Raw genomic sequence first — 16,633 nt, 5'->3', positions numbered from 1 at the left:
TCAGGAGCCGTCATGCTTGAACTCGAGGCCCAGCCCCTCACCCCGGAGGCCTTCGCGCCCTTCGGCGAGGTGATCGACACCCGCACCTCCGACTACTTCCACATCAACGCCGGCCGCACTCGGCGCTACCACGACCTGGCCCGGGTCGAGACCCTCGGCGAGCAGGCCCGCGCGCTGATCAGCATCTTCGTCAGCCAGCCCGTCACGCTGCCCCTCGAGCTGCCGTTCCTCGAGCGTCATCCCCAGGGCAGCCAGGCCTTCGTGCCGATGCACGAGGAGCGCTTCATCGTGGTGGTGGCGCCGCCCGGCGAGACCATCGCGCCCGATAGCGTGCGCGCCTTCGTCACCGACGGCCGCCAGGGCGTCAACTATGCGGCCGGCACCTGGCACGCCATCCAGTCGGTCCTCGAGCGCGAGGGGGAGTTCCTGGTCGTCGACCGCGGCGGCGAGGGCAACAACTGCGACGAGTACCCCATCGACATCCGCGTGACCCTGCCGCAAGGCGAGACGGACATGCCGACCGAAAGCGAACAGGAGAAAACCTCATGACTCAGCGTCAATATTACGCGCCCCGCGGCGGCCATCCCGACCAGAAGGTGATGACCACCGACCGTGCCATGTTCACCGAGGCGTTTGCGGTGATCCCCAAAGGGGTAATGCGTGATATCGTCACCAGCAAGCTCCCTCATTGGGAGAACACCCGGCTGTGGGTGCTGTCTCGTCCGCTCTCCGGCTTCGCCGAGACCTTTTCCCAGTACATCATGGAGGTCTCCCCGGGCGGCGGCAGCGAGCGTCCCGAAACCGATCCTGGCGCCGAGGGCGTGCTGTTCGTGGTCGAAGGGGAGATGACGCTGATCATCGACAACGAGAAGCATCGCATGGTGCCAGGCGGCTACGCCTTCCTGCCGCCCGGCTGTGACTGGCAGTTGCGCAACGAGGCCGACGCTCCAGTGCGCTTCCACTGGATACGCAAGGCCTACGAGTTCGTCGATGGCATAGAAGTGCCGGAACCCTTCGTGGTCAACGAGAACGACATCGCACCGACGGTGATGCCGGACTGCAACGAGGTGTGGGCGACCACCCGCTTCGTCGATCCGGACGACCTGCGCCACGACATGCACGTGACCATCGTCACCTTCCAGCCCGGTGGCGTGATCCCCTTCGATGAGACCCACGTCATGGAGCACGGCCTCTACGTGCTCGAGGGCAAGGCGGTCTACCACCTCAACCAGCAGTGGGTCGAGGTCGAGGCCGGCGACTACATGTGGCTGCGCGCCTTCTGCCCTCAGGCCTGCTACGCGGGTGGCCCGGGACCCTTCCGCTATCTGCTCTACAAGGACGTCAACCGCCACATGGCGCTGCCCTACAGCCAGCGCCGCTGAGAGGTGGCGTGACAGTTGTCTCGAAACGATCCATCAGATCGAACTTGTGTTGTATACCATGATGTCCGTCCATCTGATGGTTTTTAGGCAAAAATGTTGAGTAAAAAACCTCCAATGAATTGATTCATTGGGGTTTTTTTGAGTACAAAATCGCTGGTTTTTTGTATAAAAAAGTCTTGACGGCTTTGCGGGTAGAGGTCTAGTCTCACTATATAGAAATCATTTCCATAAAAATAAATACCTATAGGAGTACGATGTCATGCCTCGAATGACCGCTGCGGAAGCCGCTGTTCATGTGCTCAAGAAGGAAGGGGTCGATGTTGCCTTCGGCGTTCCAGGAGCCGCCATCAACCCCTTTTATGCCGCGATGCGACAGGTTGGGGGGGTGGATCATGTTCTGGCGCGCCATGTCGAGGGCGCCTCGCACATGGCAGAGGGCTACACCCGTGCCGAGGCCGGCAACATCGGCGTGTGCATCGGCACCTCCGGCCCGGCCGGCACCGACATGATCACCGGGCTCTACTCCGCCTCTGCTGACTCCATTCCGATCCTGTGCATTACCGGTCAGGCACCGACCGGCAAGCTGCACAAGGAGGACTTCCAGGCGGTCGATATCCAGGCGATCGCCGGCCCCGTTACCAAGTGGGCCATCACCGTGCTGGAGGCGGCCCAGTTGCCGCGCGCCTTCCAGCAGGCCTTCCACCTGATGCGCAGCGCACGCCCGGGACCGGTGCTGCTCGACCTGCCGATCGACGTGCAGATGACCGAGATCGAGTTCGACCCGGACACCTACGAGCCGCTACCGGTCTACAAGCCGGCCGCCAGCCGCATCCAGGTGGAGAAGGCGTTGGGCATGCTCAACGAGGCCGACAAGCCGCTGCTGGTGGCTGGGGGGGGCATCATCAACGCCGACGCCAGCGAGCTGCTTATCGAGTTTGCCGAGCTCACCGGCGTGCCGGTCATCCCGACCCTGATGGGCTGGGGCACCATTCCCGACGATCACGAGCTGATGGCGGGCATGGTCGGCCTGCAGACCTCGCACCGTTACGGCAACGCGACGATGCTCGAGTCCGACTTCGTGATGGGCATCGGCAACCGCTGGGCCAATCGTCACACCGGCACTCTGGAGACCTACACCAAGGGCCGCAAGTTTGTGCATGTCGACATCGAGCCGACCCAGATCGGACGCATCTTCGGTCCGGACTATGGCATCGTCTCCGATGCCAAGGCGGCGCTGGAGCTCTTTATCGAGGTGGCCCGCGAGTGGCAGGCCGCGGGCAAGCTCAAGGATCGCAGCGCCTGGGCCGAGGAGTGCCAGGAGCGCAAGCGCACCCTGCTGCGCAAGACGCACTTCGACAACGTACCGGTCAAGCCCCAGCGCGTCTACGAGGAGATGAACAAGGCATTCGGCAAGAACACCCGCTTCGTCACCACTATTGGCCTGTCACAGATCGCCGGTGCGCAGTTCCTTCACGTCTACAAGCCGCGTCACTGGATCAACTGCGGTCAGGCAGGTCCGTTGGGCTGGACGATTCCGGCCGCCCTGGGCGCGCGTCGCGCCGATCCCAACACCGAGATCGTCGCCCTTTCCGGCGACTATGACTTTCAGTTCATGATCGAGGAGCTGGCGGTCGGTGCACAGTTCAGCCTGCCCTATATCCACGTGGTGGTGAACAACTCCTATCTGGGGCTGATCAGGCAGGCCCAGCGTGGCTTCGAGATGGACTATCAGGTGCAGCTGTCATTCGAGAACATCAACTGCCCGGAGATCAACGGCTACGGTGTGGACCACGTCTCCGTGGTCCAGGGTCTGGGCTGCAAGGCGATCCGTGTCACCGAGCCCGACCAGATCGCGCCAGCCTTCGAGCAGGCCCGCGAACTCATGCATCAGTATCGGGTGCCGGTGGTGATCGAGGTGATCCTCGAGCGCGTCACCAACATCTCCATGGGTACCGATCTCGACGGTGTCAATGAGTTCGAGGCGCTGGCCGAGAACATCGCCGACGCGCCGAGCTCCATCGCCGCGCTGCGCTGATTCCTTACCCCGCCCGCCCGGCCGGGTGGGGGCAGGGTACGTCAACCTTGCGCACATCACACGAGCACACAACGGGAGGTCTTATGGCCAAGTTTGCCGCCAATCTCAGCATGCTGTTCACCGAGGTCGACTTCCTCGACCGCTTCGAGGCCGCCGCCAAGGCCGGCTTCAAGGGCGTGGAGTATCTCTTTCCGTACGACTTCGAGGCTGCCGAGATCAAGCAACGCCTCGACGACAACGGCCTGAGCCAGGTGTTGTTCAACCTGCCGGCGGGCGACTGGGGGGCGGGTGAGCGCGGTATCGCCTGCCATCCGGATCGCATCGAGGAGTTCCGCGCCGGCGTCGACCGGGCGATCGAGTATGCCAAGGTGCTGGGCAACCCCCAGGTCAACTGCCTGGTCGGCATCAAGCCCGAGGGTGTCGGCGACGATCAGGCCCGCGAGACCCTGGTCGAGAATCTGCGCTTCGCCGCCGAGAAGCTCGCGGCCGAGGGCATCCTGCTGATCGCCGAGCCGGTTAACACCCGCGACATTCCGGGCTTCTTCCTCAATCGTACCGCCCAGGCGCTGGCGCTGTTCGATGAGGTGGGCTCAAGCAACCTCAAGCTGCAGTACGACATCTACCACATGCAGATCATGGAAGGGGATCTGGCCCCAACCATCGAGGCGAACCTCGCGCGCATCGCTCACGTGCAGCTGGCCGACAATCCAGGCCGCCACGAGCCGGGCACCGGCGAGATCAACTACCCCTTCCTGTTCGCCCATCTCGAGCGTCTCGGCTACGACGGCTGGATCGGCTGCGAGTACAAGCCCAAGACCACCACCGTGGAAGGCCTGGGCTGGCTGGATAACGCCCAGTAAACATCGCCTTGAAGCAACAGGAACAACAGGAGAGATATCATGAGCAAGATCGGTTTTATCGGACTGGGCATCATGGGTCGCCCCATGGCAGGCCATCTGCTGGACGCCGGCCACACGCTAGCCACCGTCAAGCGCGGAGCTCTCGACGAGACCCTGGCCTCCAGGGGCATGCAGGAGCTCGACAGTCCCAAGGCGGTCGCCGAGGCCTCCGAGGTGATCATCACCATGGTCCCGGACACCCCGGACGTCGAGGAGGTGCTGTTCGGCGAAGGCGGCGTGATCGAGGGGCTCAAGCCGGGCACCCTGGTGATCGACATGAGCTCCATTGCACCGATCTCCACCCAGGAGTTCGCCAGGCGCATCACCGAAGCCGGCGGCGAGTATGTCGACGCACCTGTCTCCGGCGGCGAAGGCGGTGCCATCAATGCCGCCCTGACCATCATGGTCGGCGCCACCGATGAGGGGTTTCGGCGTGCCACGCCAATTCTCGAGGTGGTGGGCAAGACCATCACCCATATCGGTGGACATGGAGCTGGTCAGACCTGCAAGGTGGCTAACCAGATTGTCGTCGCCCTGACCATCGAGGCCGTTGCCGAGGGCCTGCTGTTCGCCTCCAGGGCCGGTGCCGATGTGGCCAAGGTCCGCGAGTCGTTACTCGGTGGCCTGGCCCAGTCGAAGATTCTCGATGTCCATGGTGAGCGCATGATCCAACGCACCTTCGATCCCGGCTTCAAGATCAAGTTGCATCAGAAAGATCTCAATCTGGCGCTGGAAGGAGCGCGCACTCTGAATCTGTCGCTGCCCGGCACCGCCAATGCCCAGCAGCTGTTCCAGGCCTGTGCCGCCAATGGCGGCGCCGACTGGGATCATGCCGGCATCCTGCGCGCCCTGGAAGTGCTCGCCGATCACGAGGTAGGACGGTAAAGGTTCGCTCGCTGACCCGGTGCTGGGTCAGCGACGACAGGGGAGGTGACTGCTCCCTGTGGAGCCCGTCGAGACGCGAGATCGACAGGTTCCAGGAGGTAAGCGTCGGGTCGTCGCAAGCCTCCTTGGTCGCCCTCGGCGACCTTTCCCGGCGGCACGGAACTCCTTGCCCGCCGGGTCCTTTATCTCGATCCGCGAATCCCGGGTCCTTCAATCCCCCGAATCCCGGGTCCTTCAATCCCCCGAATCATAGTGGCTCGGCGGGCATCGTCAGCTTGAAGAGGAAAATTCCATGGCCACACTGCCGACTCCCCCCCTCTCCGGCAGTAGCGCAACGCTAACGGAGTCCGAGATCCTGAGCTGGCTGCGCGGCCTGGCCGATGCCGCCGTGCGCGCCGTACACCCCGCTAACCTGTTGCCGGCCGAGCTGCCGCTTCCTCCTGACGGGCGTACCGTGGTGATTGGCGCCGGCAAGGCCGCCGCCGCCATGGCTGTCGCGTTGGAGCGTGCCTGGTTGGCTCGCCAACCCGAGGCACCACTGGAGGGCCTGGTGGTGACGCGTTACGGCCATGGCCCCGAGGAGTCAGACGCGACCTGCCAACGAATCGAGGTGCTCGAGGCTTCCCATCCCATGCCCGATGGCCTGAGCGAGGAGGCCGCCCGGCGCATGCTCGAGGCGGTCGAGACGCTGGGCGAGGATGACCTGGTGATCGCATTGATCTCCGGCGGTGGCTCGGCGTTGATGAGCCTGCCGGCGCCGGGTATCAGCATGACCGACAAGCAGGCCCTCAACCAGGCCCTGCTGCGCTGTGGGGCGCCGATCCGCGAGATCAATACCGTGCGTCGTCATCTGTCGGCCATCAAGGGGGGGCGCCTGGCCGCGGCGGCCCATCCGGCCCAGGTGCTGACCTGGTTGATCTCCGATGTGCCCGGCGACGATCCGACCCTGATCGCCTCCGGACCGACACTTCCAGACGCTAGCTCACCGGCGGATGCGCTAGGCATTCTGATGCGCCACGGCATCGAGATTCCCGATAACGTGCGCCATCATCTGGAGACAACCTCCAGGGCGCCTGCGCCGGATGATCCCGGCTTTTCCCGCGACCGATCACGAGTGCTGGCGCGCGCCTGCGATGCCCTGGAGGCTGCCCGCATGGCCGCCGAGGAGAGCGATATCGCGGTGCGCGTGCTGGGCGATGATCTCGAGGGCGAGGCCCGTGATCTGGGCCGTGCCCAGGGAGGCCTGGCGCTGTCGAGTCAGGTCGGGCTGGAGCGGCCGTTGTTGCTGCTTTCCGGCGGCGAGACCAGCGTTACCGTGCGCGGTGATGGCCGCGGCGGGCGCAACGTCGAGTACCTGCTGGGCCTGTTCGAGGCACTGAACGGGGCCCCGGGTATCCATGCACTGGCCATCGACACCGATGGCATCGACGGCTCGGAAGACAATGCCGGTGCGCTGTTTGCGGCGTCCGATCAGGCACGGGCAGAGCGCCTGGGACTTGACCCTGACGCCTTTCTGTCACGCAATGATGCCTACACTTTCTTCCAGGCGTTGGACCGGCTGATCGTGACCGGCCCCACGCGGACCAATGTCAACGATTTCCGTGCCATCCTGATCCTGCCGAGGACGCCATGACACTACCCCCCCATGCTCCCATCCACGCCCCCATTCGCCGCACCAAGATCGTTGCCACCCTGGGCCCCGCCAGCGACCGCGAGGGCGTGCTCGAGGCCATGATCGCCGCCGGTGTCGACGTGGTACGCCTCAACTTCTCCCATGGCACTGCCGCCGACCATCGCCACCGCCTGGCGCGGGTACGCGAGATCGCCGCCCGCCAGGGCCGCAGCGTCGCCGCCCTGGGCGATCTCCAGGGGCCGAAGATCCGCATCGCTCGCTTCCGTGATGGCGCGGTGGAACTCGCCGAAGGGGCCACCTTTATCCTCGATATGGCCCTGGAGGGTGATGCCGGGGATGAGACGCGCGTCGGCTGCGATTACAAGCAGCTGATCGAGGATGTGGTGACGGGCGACCGCCTGCTGCTCGACGATGGCCGGCTGGTGCTCGATGTCACCGCCGTGGCGGGCCAGGCGATCCATACCACGGTGACCGTGGGCGGCAGGCTCTCCAACAACAAGGGCATCAACAAGCTCGGCGGCGGACTCTCGGCGCCGGCGCTGACCGACAAGGACCGGGCGGACCTCGCCACCGCCGTCGACATCGGCGTGGACTATCTGGCGGTCTCGTTTCCGCGGCATGCCGCCGACATGGCCGAGGCTCGTGCACTGCTGGGCGAGGCCGGCAAGGAGATCGGCCTGGTGGCCAAGCTCGAGCGCGCCGAGGCGGTGGCTGACGAGGCGACGCTGGACGGCATCATCCAGGCCTGTGAGGCGGTGATGGTGGCACGCGGCGACCTCGGCGTGGAGATCGGCGACGAGAAGCTGATCGGCACCCAGAAGCGCATCATCAAGCGTGCCCGCAGCCTGAACCGGGCGGTGATCACCGCCACCCAGATGATGGAGTCGATGATCGAGTCGCCGCTGCCCACCCGCGCCGAGGTGTTCGACGTCGCCAATGCCGTGCTCGATGGCACCGATGCGGTGATGCTCTCCGCCGAGACCGCCGCCCGGTGATTTTCGAAGCCTTCCGAAAAACCCATTGCAGAACAGTCACTTCTGCCACATTCACCGCCGGTAACGTTTGTCCGTTGCCGGCAGCGGATGCGTACTTTACGGTTTTACCGGCAGGCCCGCAAGCCCTTCCTGTAAAAAAGTTTCAGGGGCCTGATAAATGGTTGAAGCAACCTCTCAGCCCCGGACCTCAAGTCTAACCACGCCGATGTCGCTTTCTATGCCCCAGGTTCTGATACCAACACCATAGCGACCGGCTTCAAGGTGCTGAATAATGCGCGAGCCCAAGCCGAGCCCATCGGCATCGTCGTTTTCTATCTCGACCCCGTTTCCGCTCAGGCTCAATATTGTATCGGCTGTAGGCGAGGTCGCTTCGATCACGATCGTGGCAGCCTCTTCCAACACCAACTCATAATCAAGCGTGCCCCCGGGACTCACGCTACCGACCACAGCGTCTCCGACTCCAATCTCGCCACCATTGCGCAGCTCCTCCTCGATGGCGTCACCAACCACTTCCAACCTGTAGGCCCCAGCACCCGAATAGCTCTGAGCTTCCAGAGTATAGCTGCCCGGCTCAAGCACTGCCGACAGCAGCGCATCCAGGTTTCCGCCACTGTCATCGTCGCTGATATCGACACCGTTGCCATGCAGGCGAAGCACGGCATCAAAGCTCGATGAACCCAGCACCACCCTGATACCCGTTGTTTCTTCCAGTGTCAGGCGATAACTGTTGGGGCCGCTGCCATCCAGAACGCCAACCAAGCTTTCCCCCAGCGCAAGCTCACCGCTGTTTCGGAGCTCTCCCTCGAAGGGGGAGCTATGCATCTCCAGCCCATAATCCCCGCCAGCGGCACCATAAGCCGTCACTTCAATATCATAGCGCCCGGGCAACAGCACGGTTTCCAGCAGCGCATCCGTACCATTGATGCCGCCGCCGCCATCATCATTGCTGAAACTCTGCCCCTCACCTTCGAGGCTCAGCAAGGCATCGAAATGTGCCGAGCTCAACTCGATGGAAACTTCGGAGGGTTCGTTGATATCCAGCCGGTAACGGTTGTGTGCCCCGCTTTCCAGAACACCGGTAATGCTATCGCCTCCCCGCAGCGGCCCCTCATTGCGCATTCCGCTTGCCAGATCGTCGACACTGGCCGTCAATCGGTAGGCGTTCCCCAGCACAAGCGTCTCATCTCCACATCCACTCGTCGCAGCCAGCGCATTGCCGATGGCTGCGGTGGCAACTTCAACCCGATAGTCTCCCGGTTCCAGGTATGCCTCCAGGCGTTGCTCTCCATCACTGCAGGCCTGGACACGCTCTTCACGCCCTTCACCACGCACAGTCAGTGCAAGAGCGCCGCCACTCGACAGTGAGAGGTCAAGCCGACCCGCCTGCTCGAGTGTCATGACGTGGCTCGCCTTGCCATCCTCACCGAGCGACCCGATCAAGGATTCATCGAGAGCCAGCGGCTCAGCCGAGGCGTGAGCCTGGGGCACGAGACGATAGGGACCAAAGGAGGTCGCGCTGCTGCCACTCACTACGATCAGCGTACAGGACTTGTGATCAGCACCTACCAGCAAGGACAAGGGGGTATCCACTGCCCCCTCAACGACTCCGAGGAAGCCCCCCTCCTTGTCGAAAGCCGTCAGCACTCCGGGGAATGCAGCATCCAGCACATAGGACGTCACGACGTCATTCGCCTCACCTGGGCAGACCCAGTGCGGGGAGTAGCGAGCCCCATCGTTGAGGTTAATGGGGCTGGCCGTTGTCAGTTCTCCGCTGAGTACAGCTCCGACCGCCGCCTCCGGGCCCGACATGAAGCGAGTCGCTTCGGACTGCTGTTCACTACAACCCGCCAGCAGGGCAAGGCCCGCTACCACGGCAACCATCTTCCATTGGCGACGAGGCCCGCCTCCCTTCCCTACGTTCGGTATCCTATGCTGCACGCATCTTCTCCTTGTGTATTGAGGGAAAGGCTCCCTCGCGATACGCAGAATATATCCCAACGGCATGACTACGTCTTATCGCGCACCAAACGCATCGCCATCGACCTGCAAGAGTTGAGCATATGCATCACTATCGGGCAGAGCTCTCGCCCGGATCTACGCATGACGCACTATGACCACCAGTTCACGAGGGCCGTGAACGCCATAGGCCAGAGTCTGCTCGATATCGGCGGTCTTGCTGGGTCCTGAGATCAGCAGTGCATTGGTCGGCATGCCGTTTTTCCAGCCTTGCTTCTCGATCACGTCGAAAAAGGTGTCCTCCAGCGTCCCCGCGTCCAACACGGCGATATGCAGCGGCGGCACCAGGCTAATCAGTCGTGGCTCATCCGGCGTGGGCCATAGCCACAGGCTGCCTGTCTCGGCGATGGCGCCACGGGTCGAGGTCAGGCCGGCATCGACATCATTGAACTGCTCGTGCTGCCACTGTTCGATATCACGATCGACGTCGACCAGCTCCACCCCCGCATTGACCAGCGCCCGGCGCGCCTCGACGGCGACCGGATGCTGCTTGCCCAGTGCCAGGCGGCGCACTCCCTTGTCGACAAGCACCTTCGCCAGCACATCGGTCCAGCCCTCCTCGGCGGCATGGACCACCTCGCCGTGCACCGAACCAATCCAGCGCTCGAAGCGCGCCAGCCGCTCATCCCGGCTCCAGCCGCGGCCGGTCACCACGGCAAAATCGCTGTCGGGTGCACTCAGCGCACCATCCGCACGCTCCCGCAGCCGCTTGAGAATCGCATCACGAGCACTCATCAGCGCTCCTCCTTGTCAGTCTTGGCTGCCTGATACTGCTTGACCAGCGCATGCAGGGTGGTGGCCGCCGGCCTTGGTGCACTGCGATGCTGGGTCCAAGCACCCAGCCTGGTAGGCGCCAGCGCCCGCAGCCTCCCGGCCACCGAGGCGCCAGCACGCCAGGCCGCAGGGTGTGTCGCCAGCCACTGAAACCCCTTCCAGGCGGCCACTTCCTTGCGGGTTCGCTTGATCCCGGCGCCGGCCACATTGCCGCGCCCCTCGCCGACCGATTCTCGGCGCAACCGCACCAGCAGGTCGGGAATCGGGATCTTCACCGGACAGACCTCGCCGCAGGCTCCGCATAGACTCGACGCCGTGGGTAGATCCCGGGTCTCCTCCAGTCCCATCAGATGGGGTGAAAGAATGCTGCCGATGGGGCCGGGATACGTCGTGCCGTAGGTATGCCCTCCCACACGCGTATAGACGGGGCAGTGATTCATGCAGGCGCCGCAGCGAATGCAGCGCAGGGTATCGAGCAGCTCATTGTCCTGGTAAATGCTGGAGCGACCGCTGTCCACCAGCACCAGATGCACCTCCTTCGGGCCATCATGCTCCCCCTCCTTGCGTGGCGAGCTGATCATGTTGAAGTAGGTGGTGACATGCTGACCGGTGGCCGAACGGGTGAGCAGCGAGTAGAGAGGCGGCACATCCCGCAGATGCTCGACCACCTTCTCGATACCCGTCACCGCCACATGCACCGGAGGCACCGTGGTCGTCATCCGACCATTGCCTTCGTTTTCTACCAGGCACAGGGTGCCGGTCTCGGCGACCGCAAAATTGACTCCGGAGACCCCTACACCGGCGCCCATAAAACGTTCGCGCAGTTGCTGTCTGGCCGCCGCCGTCATGGCATCGACGTCCCGGGTACGCTCGGTTCCGGTCTTGTCGTGCATGATCTCGGAGATCTCGTCGGTATTGAGATGGATCGCCGGCATGATGATATGGGAAGGGGTCTGCTGGTTGAGCTGCACCAGGTACTCACCGAGATCCGACTCCAACGCCTCGATCCCGGCCGCCTCCAGGTGAGCGTTGAGATGCATCTCCTCGGAGACCATCGACTTGCCCTTGATCACCGAGGTCGCGCCATGGTCCTCGCAGATACCACGAATGATCCGGCAGGCTTGCTCCCCGTCTTCGGCCCAGTGCACCTTGATGCCATTGGCCTCGCAGTTGGCCTCCAGCTTCTCCAACAGGTCAGGCAACCTGGCAAGCGCTCGCAGGCGGATGTTGGCACCCAGCTCACGCAGGGTCTCCAGGTCCCAGTCATCGAAGCTGTCGAGCCGCTTGGCCATCAGGCCATCCATCGCCTTGCGGAAGTTGGCGCGTATCTGGGGATTTCCCAGGGCATCGTGAGCCTGGCGATGGAACTCACGGGGAGTAAAGGTTTGCACACCGGCCGTCTGTTCGCTCATGAGGTCCTCCGCCACAGGTAACTGGCGATATGCTCGCCCTTGACCGCCTTGCCCTGCTGCTCGAAGCGGCCGCCGATGTTCATCATGCAGCCGCAGTCAGAGGTGATGAAGCGGCGCGCCCCGGTCGCCTCGATGGCCCGGGTCTTGTCTTCCACCATGGCGGCCGAGACCTCGGGGTGACGCACGGCAAAGGTGCCACCGAAACCACAGCACTCGCTGGCCCGCGCCTGCTCGACCAGCTCCACCTGCCCCAGCGCTGCCAGCAGGGCGGGACCGGTGTCGGCCAGCCCCATTTCACGGCGGGCGCTGCAGGAGGTGTGCATGACGACCTTCTCGGGCTCGCCGCGATCCTCGAGATCGAGATGGCAGACGTGGACCAGGAACTCGGTCAGTTCAAAGATGCGCCCGGCCACCTCGCTGGCCTGCTCCTCGAGGTCGGTACCGGCAAAAAGCTGGGGGTAGTGCTTGCGCATCATGCCGCCGCATGAGCCCGAGGGCACGATGATCGGCCAGGGACCGGGGAAGAGATCGAGTTGCGCCGCCGCCACGGCACGGGCTTCATGCTGATAGCCGGAGGTATAGGCCGGCTGACCACAGCAGGTCTGGTCCTGAGGAAACAGCACCTCGATCCCCTCTCGCTCCAGCAACCGGATGGCATCCATCCCTGCCTCTGGATAGAGAAGGTCAATCAGGCAGGTGCCGAAAAGGTAGACCTTATCTGGTCTCGGCGGATAGAACTTGACTGCAGTCATCGGCGATTCCTTTATCGGCTGGCTAGCCAGGCATTTTGGTAAAATGGTAAAACCAATTTTTTTGACGAGTTGGCGGACATTAAGAAGGTTCACACGACAGTGTCAAACGAGACTCACCGTTTTTCCCTTGCCCCCTGCCTAGACATTAGTCTAGCCCTCTGCCGGACGGCTCCAACCTTTTAAAACTATGAGAATCCTATTGAAATTGAGAGAAATCTCTCGCACCTACGAAAACAACCCTCTGGTGATTATTGGTATTACCAATATCTTGCCTTAAAATTGCCTCTATCCTATCTGATCCTCTCACCAGCCGTCGGAATCTCACCATGGCCTACCCTCCCCTGCGCCAACCACGTCTGGCCGACGTAATCACCGAACGCCTCGAAGCGATGATTCTGGAGGGCAGCCTCCAGCCCGGCCAGAAGCTGCCCCCTGAGCGCGAGCTGGCCGAGCGCTTCAGCGTATCGCGCCCTTCGTTACGCGAGGCGATCCAGAAGCTCTCGGCCCGCGGCCTGCTGATCAGCCGTCAGGGCGGCGGCACCTTTGTCAGCAAGGAGCTCAACAGCGGCTATAGCGACCCCTTGCTGGAGATGCTGTCACGCCACGACGAATTTCATCTGGACCTGCTGGAGTTTCGTGATGCCATGGAGGGTATCTCGGCCTACTACGCCGCGCTGCGCTCCACACCCACCGACAAGGCGCTGCTGATCCGTCGCTTCGAGGAGCTCGAAGCCTGCTTCCAGGGGCATGATCCGGTCGAGGAGGCCAAGGCCGATGCGGCCTTTCACCTGGCGATCGCCGAGGCCGCCCACAATGTGCTGCTGCTGCATACCATACGCGGCATCTTCCACCTGCTGGAGCGCAGCATCGCCGACAGTCTCGCCCATCTGTTCGAGAAGCCGGAAGCTCGACCCCAGCTGATGATCCAGCATCGCGCCCTGCTCGACGCCATCCTTGAGGGGCGTGCCGAAGACGCCAGGGCCCGCGCCCACGAGCATCTGGTATTCGTCGAAGAGGGGCTGCTCGAAATGGAGCGCGCCGAGACTCGGGCCCAGCGCGCCCTGCGTCGCGCCCAGCGAGTTCCAGATACACGCCGTGATGGCGATGCCTGAAAAAGGACCTGGGCGCCGCCCCTCAGCGCCAGAACGAGATGCCCTGAACGAGCAGCTCTCGTAACGTCGGCCAGGGCGGCAACCAGGGCAACAGATTGGCCCCGGCGGCGAGCATCACCAAGGAGTTGCCGGGTGAGCGCCAGTCCAGCGGCTTGAGCGCGGTACCGAAGGAGCGCTTGATACGCCCTCCGGTGAGATCGACGCTATAGAGCTCATCGAGCATCAGGTGGAGCACGAAACCCAGCGCAAGCGCCACGCCATGGCCCCAGGCCATGGCACCGGGTTGTGCCAACAGGTGGTAGCTGAGCGCCGTAGTCGACAGGCCACAGAAGGCCGCCGCCAGCAGCGAGTGCCAGATGCCACGATGTACGGTGAGGCGAGCGAACAGGGCGCCGGCGAAGTGGCGCACCCCCAGGTAGAGGGCGCCACAGGCCAGCAGCAGGCCCCCCGTGGTGAGTCGCCCCTGCAGCACCAGGGCCCCAGCTACCACCGCCGGTACGGCCAGCAGGTTGAACACCAGCCGGATCGCTCGAGAGCTGTCGGCGTCGATATCGGGCAGGATGCCGCCAAGCGTCACCAACGCCAGCATGGGAAGTGCCTGCCAGACATCCCATAGCCCCGCCTGCCAGCCACCGTGGGCAACCACGGCTCCGCCGGCGGCGGCCACGCCAAGGTGGGTGCGGAAACTGGCCATGCCGGTGCGGCCCTCGAAGAGCTGGATAAATCACCAGATTATCGCTCGCCCGGGCATGAAGAAACAATGGGTTAGTAAATTAATCGTCGCTCGAGGCCAGATACTCGTCTTTGAGACTGACATAGTTGCCGGCGGTGTAGGGAAAGAACTCTCGCTCCTTCTCCTTCAGGGGACGCAGCGCCTTGGCCGGATTGCCGGCATAGACATGGCCGCTCTCGAGCCGCTTGCCAGGCGTCACCACGGCACCGGCGGCGATGATGACCTCGTCCTCCACCTCGGCACCATCCATGACGATGGCCCCCATGCCCACCAGGATACGACTGCCCAGGGTGGCCCCATGGAGTATCGCCTTGTGGCCGATGGTCACATCATCGCCGATGGTCAGCGGAAAGCCGCCGGGATTGAAGTCGCTGGCATGGGTGATATGCAGCACGCAGCCATCCTGCACGCTGGTGCGGGCGCCGATACGGATACGATGCATGTCGCCACGAATCACCGCCATGGGCCATACCGAGCAGTCGTCACCCAGCGTCACATCGCCGAGCACCACGCTTGCCGGGTCAATATAGACCCGCTCGCCAAGGCTCGGGCGCTTGCCTTTCCAGGGCCGTACGGCCTTCGAGTCGCTCATCATGATCTCCTCATCTGCGATCGTGCCGGGCCTCAGACCAGCCCGGCCACCAATACTACCAGCGTCAGCGGAATGGCAATCCAGCGGGTCACCATTCGCCACAGCGCAAAGCCACTATCGCTCACCCCCAGGGCTCGACGCGCCGCGGACTCCGGCAGCACCCAGGCGGCAAAGATCGCAATCAGCATCCCGCCCAGCGGGAGGAAGATCTCCGGGGGAATGGTGCTGACCAGCTCGAAGCCGTTCATGCCAAACAGCGGTCGCCACTCGGCCAGGCTCGAGAACGAGAACACCGTCAGCAGTCCCAGCAGCCACACGGCCAGGCCTACCAGAGCCGCGGAGACCCCACGCTGTAGCCCCAGCCCCTGCAGGGTGGCGACCATGGGCTCGGCCAGGTTGATCGACGACGTCCAGGTAGCCAGCAACAGCAATAGAAAGAAGAAGCTCAACCACAGCGCGCCCCAGGGCAGCTCGGCGAAGGCGATGGGCAGGGTGACAAACATCAGGCCGGGTCCCTCACCTGGGTCCATTCCTTGGGAAAACACCACCGAAAAGATCGCGATACCGGCCAGCAAGGCCACGGTAACATCGAGGACCGCTACCGCCCCGACGGCACGCGGCAGGCTCTGATGGTCCGGCATATAGGCCCCATAGGCCATCAACGCACAGGCGCCCACGGCCAGGGTGAAGAAGGCGTGGCCCATGGCATGCATCACCACCAGCGGGGTCACCGCCGAGAAGTCAGGCCGAAAAAGCCACTCCAGCGCGGTACCGAAGCCGCTGGTGGTGGTGGCATACCCCGCCAGCATCAGCAGCAACAGATAGAGTAGCGGCATCAGCACGTTGTTAAGGCGTTCGAGCCCCTTGGCCACGCCGGCAGCCACCACCAGTATGGTCATCAGCAGGAACAGGGTGTGATTGAAGATCATGCGCCCGGGATCGGCCAGGAAGGCCTCGAAACCGGCCCCGACCTCGGCGGGCGCCGCACCGCGAAACTCGCCATTGATGGAAGCCACCAGGAACTCGATGGACCACCCGGACACGACCGAGTAGAAGGAGAGGATGCAGAACACCGTGAAGGCACCGAATAGCCCCAGCAGCCGCCAATGGCGGCTGGCCCCGGCCGTCGCGGCCAGATGCCCCAGCGACGCCACCGGGCTGCGCCGCCCGGCCCGGCCCACCATGATCTCGGCCATCATCACCGGCAGCCCCAACAGCAGCACGAAGGCCACGTAGAGCACCAGGAACACCGCCCCGCCGTTCTCGCCGGTGATATAGGGGAAGCGCCAGATATTGCCCAGTCCCACCGCCGCCCCAGTAACCGCCAGAATAAAGGCGCGCCGCGTACTCCAGCGCTCCAGCGTCTCGTTCATCGTTGCATCTCCCGAAAGACGGCGTGCGCCGCCCGCACGC

At 63.6% G+C, this 16,633-nt stretch carries 14 protein-coding genes and 1 pseudogene; 8 read left to right on the top strand and 7 right to left on the bottom strand.

Annotated elements, in window-relative coordinates:
* The first annotated feature begins 12 nt into the window (after positions 1-12).
* The 7 genes and pseudogenes from GRB80_RS06835 to pyk form a co-directional block, all read left to right on the top strand.
* Positions 13-549 carry an ureidoglycolate lyase gene (locus GRB80_RS06835; RefSeq protein WP_161423011.1) on the top strand — a complete coding sequence of 179 codons (537 nt, stop codon included), beginning with the start codon at positions 13-15 and terminating at the stop codon, positions 547-549.
* Positions 546-1,382, top strand: a complete 837-nt coding sequence (locus tag GRB80_RS06830) for a bifunctional allantoicase/(S)-ureidoglycine aminohydrolase (protein ID WP_161423010.1) — start codon at positions 546-548, stop codon at positions 1,380-1,382. The genes GRB80_RS06835 and GRB80_RS06830 overlap by 4 nt, the downstream gene beginning before the upstream one ends.
* Before the next feature lie 259 nt (positions 1,383-1,641).
* Positions 1,642-3,417 carry a glyoxylate carboligase gene (gene gcl / locus GRB80_RS06825; RefSeq protein WP_161423009.1) on the top strand — a complete coding sequence of 592 codons (1,776 nt, stop codon included), beginning with the start codon at positions 1,642-1,644 and terminating at the stop codon, positions 3,415-3,417.
* Positions 3,418-3,500: 83 nt separating this feature from the next.
* Complete coding sequence (hyi, locus tag GRB80_RS06820; RefSeq protein ID WP_161423008.1) at positions 3,501-4,277, top strand: hydroxypyruvate isomerase; 777 nt, start codon at positions 3,501-3,503, stop codon at positions 4,275-4,277.
* 39 nt (positions 4,278-4,316) lie between these two features.
* Positions 4,317-5,201, top strand: coding sequence for a 2-hydroxy-3-oxopropionate reductase (locus tag GRB80_RS06815; RefSeq protein ID WP_161423007.1), 885 nt, complete (start codon positions 4,317-4,319; stop codon positions 5,199-5,201).
* A gap of 292 nt (positions 5,202-5,493) precedes the next feature.
* Positions 5,494-6,834 (top strand): glycerate kinase type-2 family protein, encoded by a 1,341-nt coding sequence (locus GRB80_RS06810; RefSeq protein ID WP_161423006.1) that lies wholly within the window; start codon positions 5,494-5,496, stop codon positions 6,832-6,834.
* A pseudogene (pyk, locus tag GRB80_RS06805) lies at positions 6,831-7,823 on the top strand (pyruvate kinase); the annotation flags it as partial. The gene GRB80_RS06810 and the pseudogene pyk, both read left to right, overlap by 4 nt.
* Positions 7,824-8,003: 180 nt before the next feature.
* Here pyk and GRB80_RS06800 read toward each other — a convergent pair.
* The 4 genes from GRB80_RS06800 to GRB80_RS06785 all read right to left on the bottom strand — a co-directional run bounded on the left by GRB80_RS06800 (position 8,004) and on the right by GRB80_RS06785 (position 12,783).
* Positions 8,004-9,710: a hypothetical protein gene (locus tag GRB80_RS06800; protein WP_237561932.1), complete on the bottom strand. Its 1,707-nt coding sequence runs from the start codon at positions 9,708-9,710 to the stop codon at positions 8,004-8,006.
* Positions 9,711-9,923: 213 nt separating this feature from the next.
* On the bottom strand, positions 9,924-10,580 hold the full coding sequence (locus GRB80_RS06795; RefSeq protein ID WP_161423004.1) for a LutC/YkgG family protein: 657 nt from the start codon (positions 10,578-10,580) through the stop codon (positions 9,924-9,926).
* A complete protein-coding gene (locus GRB80_RS06790; RefSeq protein ID WP_161423003.1) occupies positions 10,580-12,031 on the bottom strand; it encodes a LutB/LldF family L-lactate oxidation iron-sulfur protein in 1,452 nt (483 codons plus the stop codon). Before GRB80_RS06790 ends, GRB80_RS06795 begins: the two co-directional genes overlap by 1 nt.
* Entirely contained in the window at positions 12,028-12,783 is a 756-nt protein-coding gene (locus GRB80_RS06785) for a (Fe-S)-binding protein (protein ID WP_161423002.1), read from the bottom strand. The genes GRB80_RS06790 and GRB80_RS06785 overlap by 4 nt, the downstream gene beginning before the upstream one ends.
* 326 nt (positions 12,784-13,109) lie before the next feature.
* Here GRB80_RS06785 and GRB80_RS06780 point away from each other — a divergent pair, with 326 nt between their 5' ends.
* Positions 13,110-13,895, top strand: coding sequence for a GntR family transcriptional regulator (locus GRB80_RS06780; protein WP_161423001.1), 786 nt, complete (start codon positions 13,110-13,112; stop codon positions 13,893-13,895).
* A 22-nt stretch (positions 13,896-13,917) separates the two neighbouring features.
* On the opposite strand, the gene GRB80_RS06775 is transcribed toward GRB80_RS06780, so the two are convergent.
* From GRB80_RS06775 to GRB80_RS06765, 3 genes are all read right to left on the bottom strand, one after another.
* A complete protein-coding gene (locus GRB80_RS06775; RefSeq protein ID WP_161423000.1) occupies positions 13,918-14,589 on the bottom strand; it encodes a metal-dependent hydrolase in 672 nt (223 codons plus the stop codon).
* Between the two features lie 79 nt (positions 14,590-14,668).
* A complete protein-coding gene (locus GRB80_RS06770) occupies positions 14,669-15,220 on the bottom strand; it encodes a gamma carbonic anhydrase family protein (RefSeq protein ID WP_161422999.1) in 552 nt (183 codons plus the stop codon).
* 32 nt (positions 15,221-15,252) lie between these two features.
* On the bottom strand, positions 15,253-16,593 hold the full coding sequence (locus tag GRB80_RS06765; protein ID WP_161422998.1) for a sodium-dependent transporter: 1,341 nt from the start codon (positions 16,591-16,593) through the stop codon (positions 15,253-15,255).
* Positions 16,594-16,633 lie beyond the last annotated feature (40 nt).

The organism is Halomonas icarae (assembly GCF_009901955.1).
In the GTDB taxonomy this organism is placed as follows: Bacteria; Pseudomonadota; Gammaproteobacteria; order Pseudomonadales; family Halomonadaceae; genus Halomonas; species Halomonas icarae.
The sequence above is the reverse complement of the archived record's forward strand: the minus strand, read 5'-3'. Positions and strand labels throughout refer to the sequence as shown.

Coding starts and splice junctions, on each gene's coding strand:
- GRB80_RS06835 (WP_161423011.1), top strand. CDS start 13: ATGCTTGAACTCGAGGCCCAGCCCCTCACCCCGGAGGCCTTCGCGCCC.
- GRB80_RS06830 (WP_161423010.1), top strand. CDS start 546: ATGACTCAGCGTCAATATTACGCGCCCCGCGGCGGCCATCCCGACCAG.
- gcl (WP_161423009.1), top strand. CDS start 1,642: ATGCCTCGAATGACCGCTGCGGAAGCCGCTGTTCATGTGCTCAAGAAG.
- hyi (WP_161423008.1), top strand. CDS start 3,501: ATGGCCAAGTTTGCCGCCAATCTCAGCATGCTGTTCACCGAGGTCGAC.
- GRB80_RS06815 (WP_161423007.1), top strand. CDS start 4,317: ATGAGCAAGATCGGTTTTATCGGACTGGGCATCATGGGTCGCCCCATG.
- GRB80_RS06810 (WP_161423006.1), top strand. CDS start 5,494: ATGGCCACACTGCCGACTCCCCCCCTCTCCGGCAGTAGCGCAACGCTA.
- GRB80_RS06800 (WP_237561932.1), bottom strand. CDS start 9,710: ATGGTTGCCGTGGTAGCGGGCCTTGCCCTGCTGGCGGGTTGTAGTGAA.
- GRB80_RS06795 (WP_161423004.1), bottom strand. CDS start 10,580: ATGAGTGCTCGTGATGCGATTCTCAAGCGGCTGCGGGAGCGTGCGGAT.
- GRB80_RS06790 (WP_161423003.1), bottom strand. CDS start 12,031: ATGAGCGAACAGACGGCCGGTGTGCAAACCTTTACTCCCCGTGAGTTC.
- GRB80_RS06785 (WP_161423002.1), bottom strand. CDS start 12,783: ATGACTGCAGTCAAGTTCTATCCGCCGAGACCAGATAAGGTCTACCTT.
- GRB80_RS06780 (WP_161423001.1), top strand. CDS start 13,110: ATGGCCTACCCTCCCCTGCGCCAACCACGTCTGGCCGACGTAATCACC.
- GRB80_RS06775 (WP_161423000.1), bottom strand. CDS start 14,589: ATGGCCAGTTTCCGCACCCACCTTGGCGTGGCCGCCGCCGGCGGAGCC.
- GRB80_RS06770 (WP_161422999.1), bottom strand. CDS start 15,220: ATGAGCGACTCGAAGGCCGTACGGCCCTGGAAAGGCAAGCGCCCGAGC.
- GRB80_RS06765 (WP_161422998.1), bottom strand. CDS start 16,593: ATGAACGAGACGCTGGAGCGCTGGAGTACGCGGCGCGCCTTTATTCTG.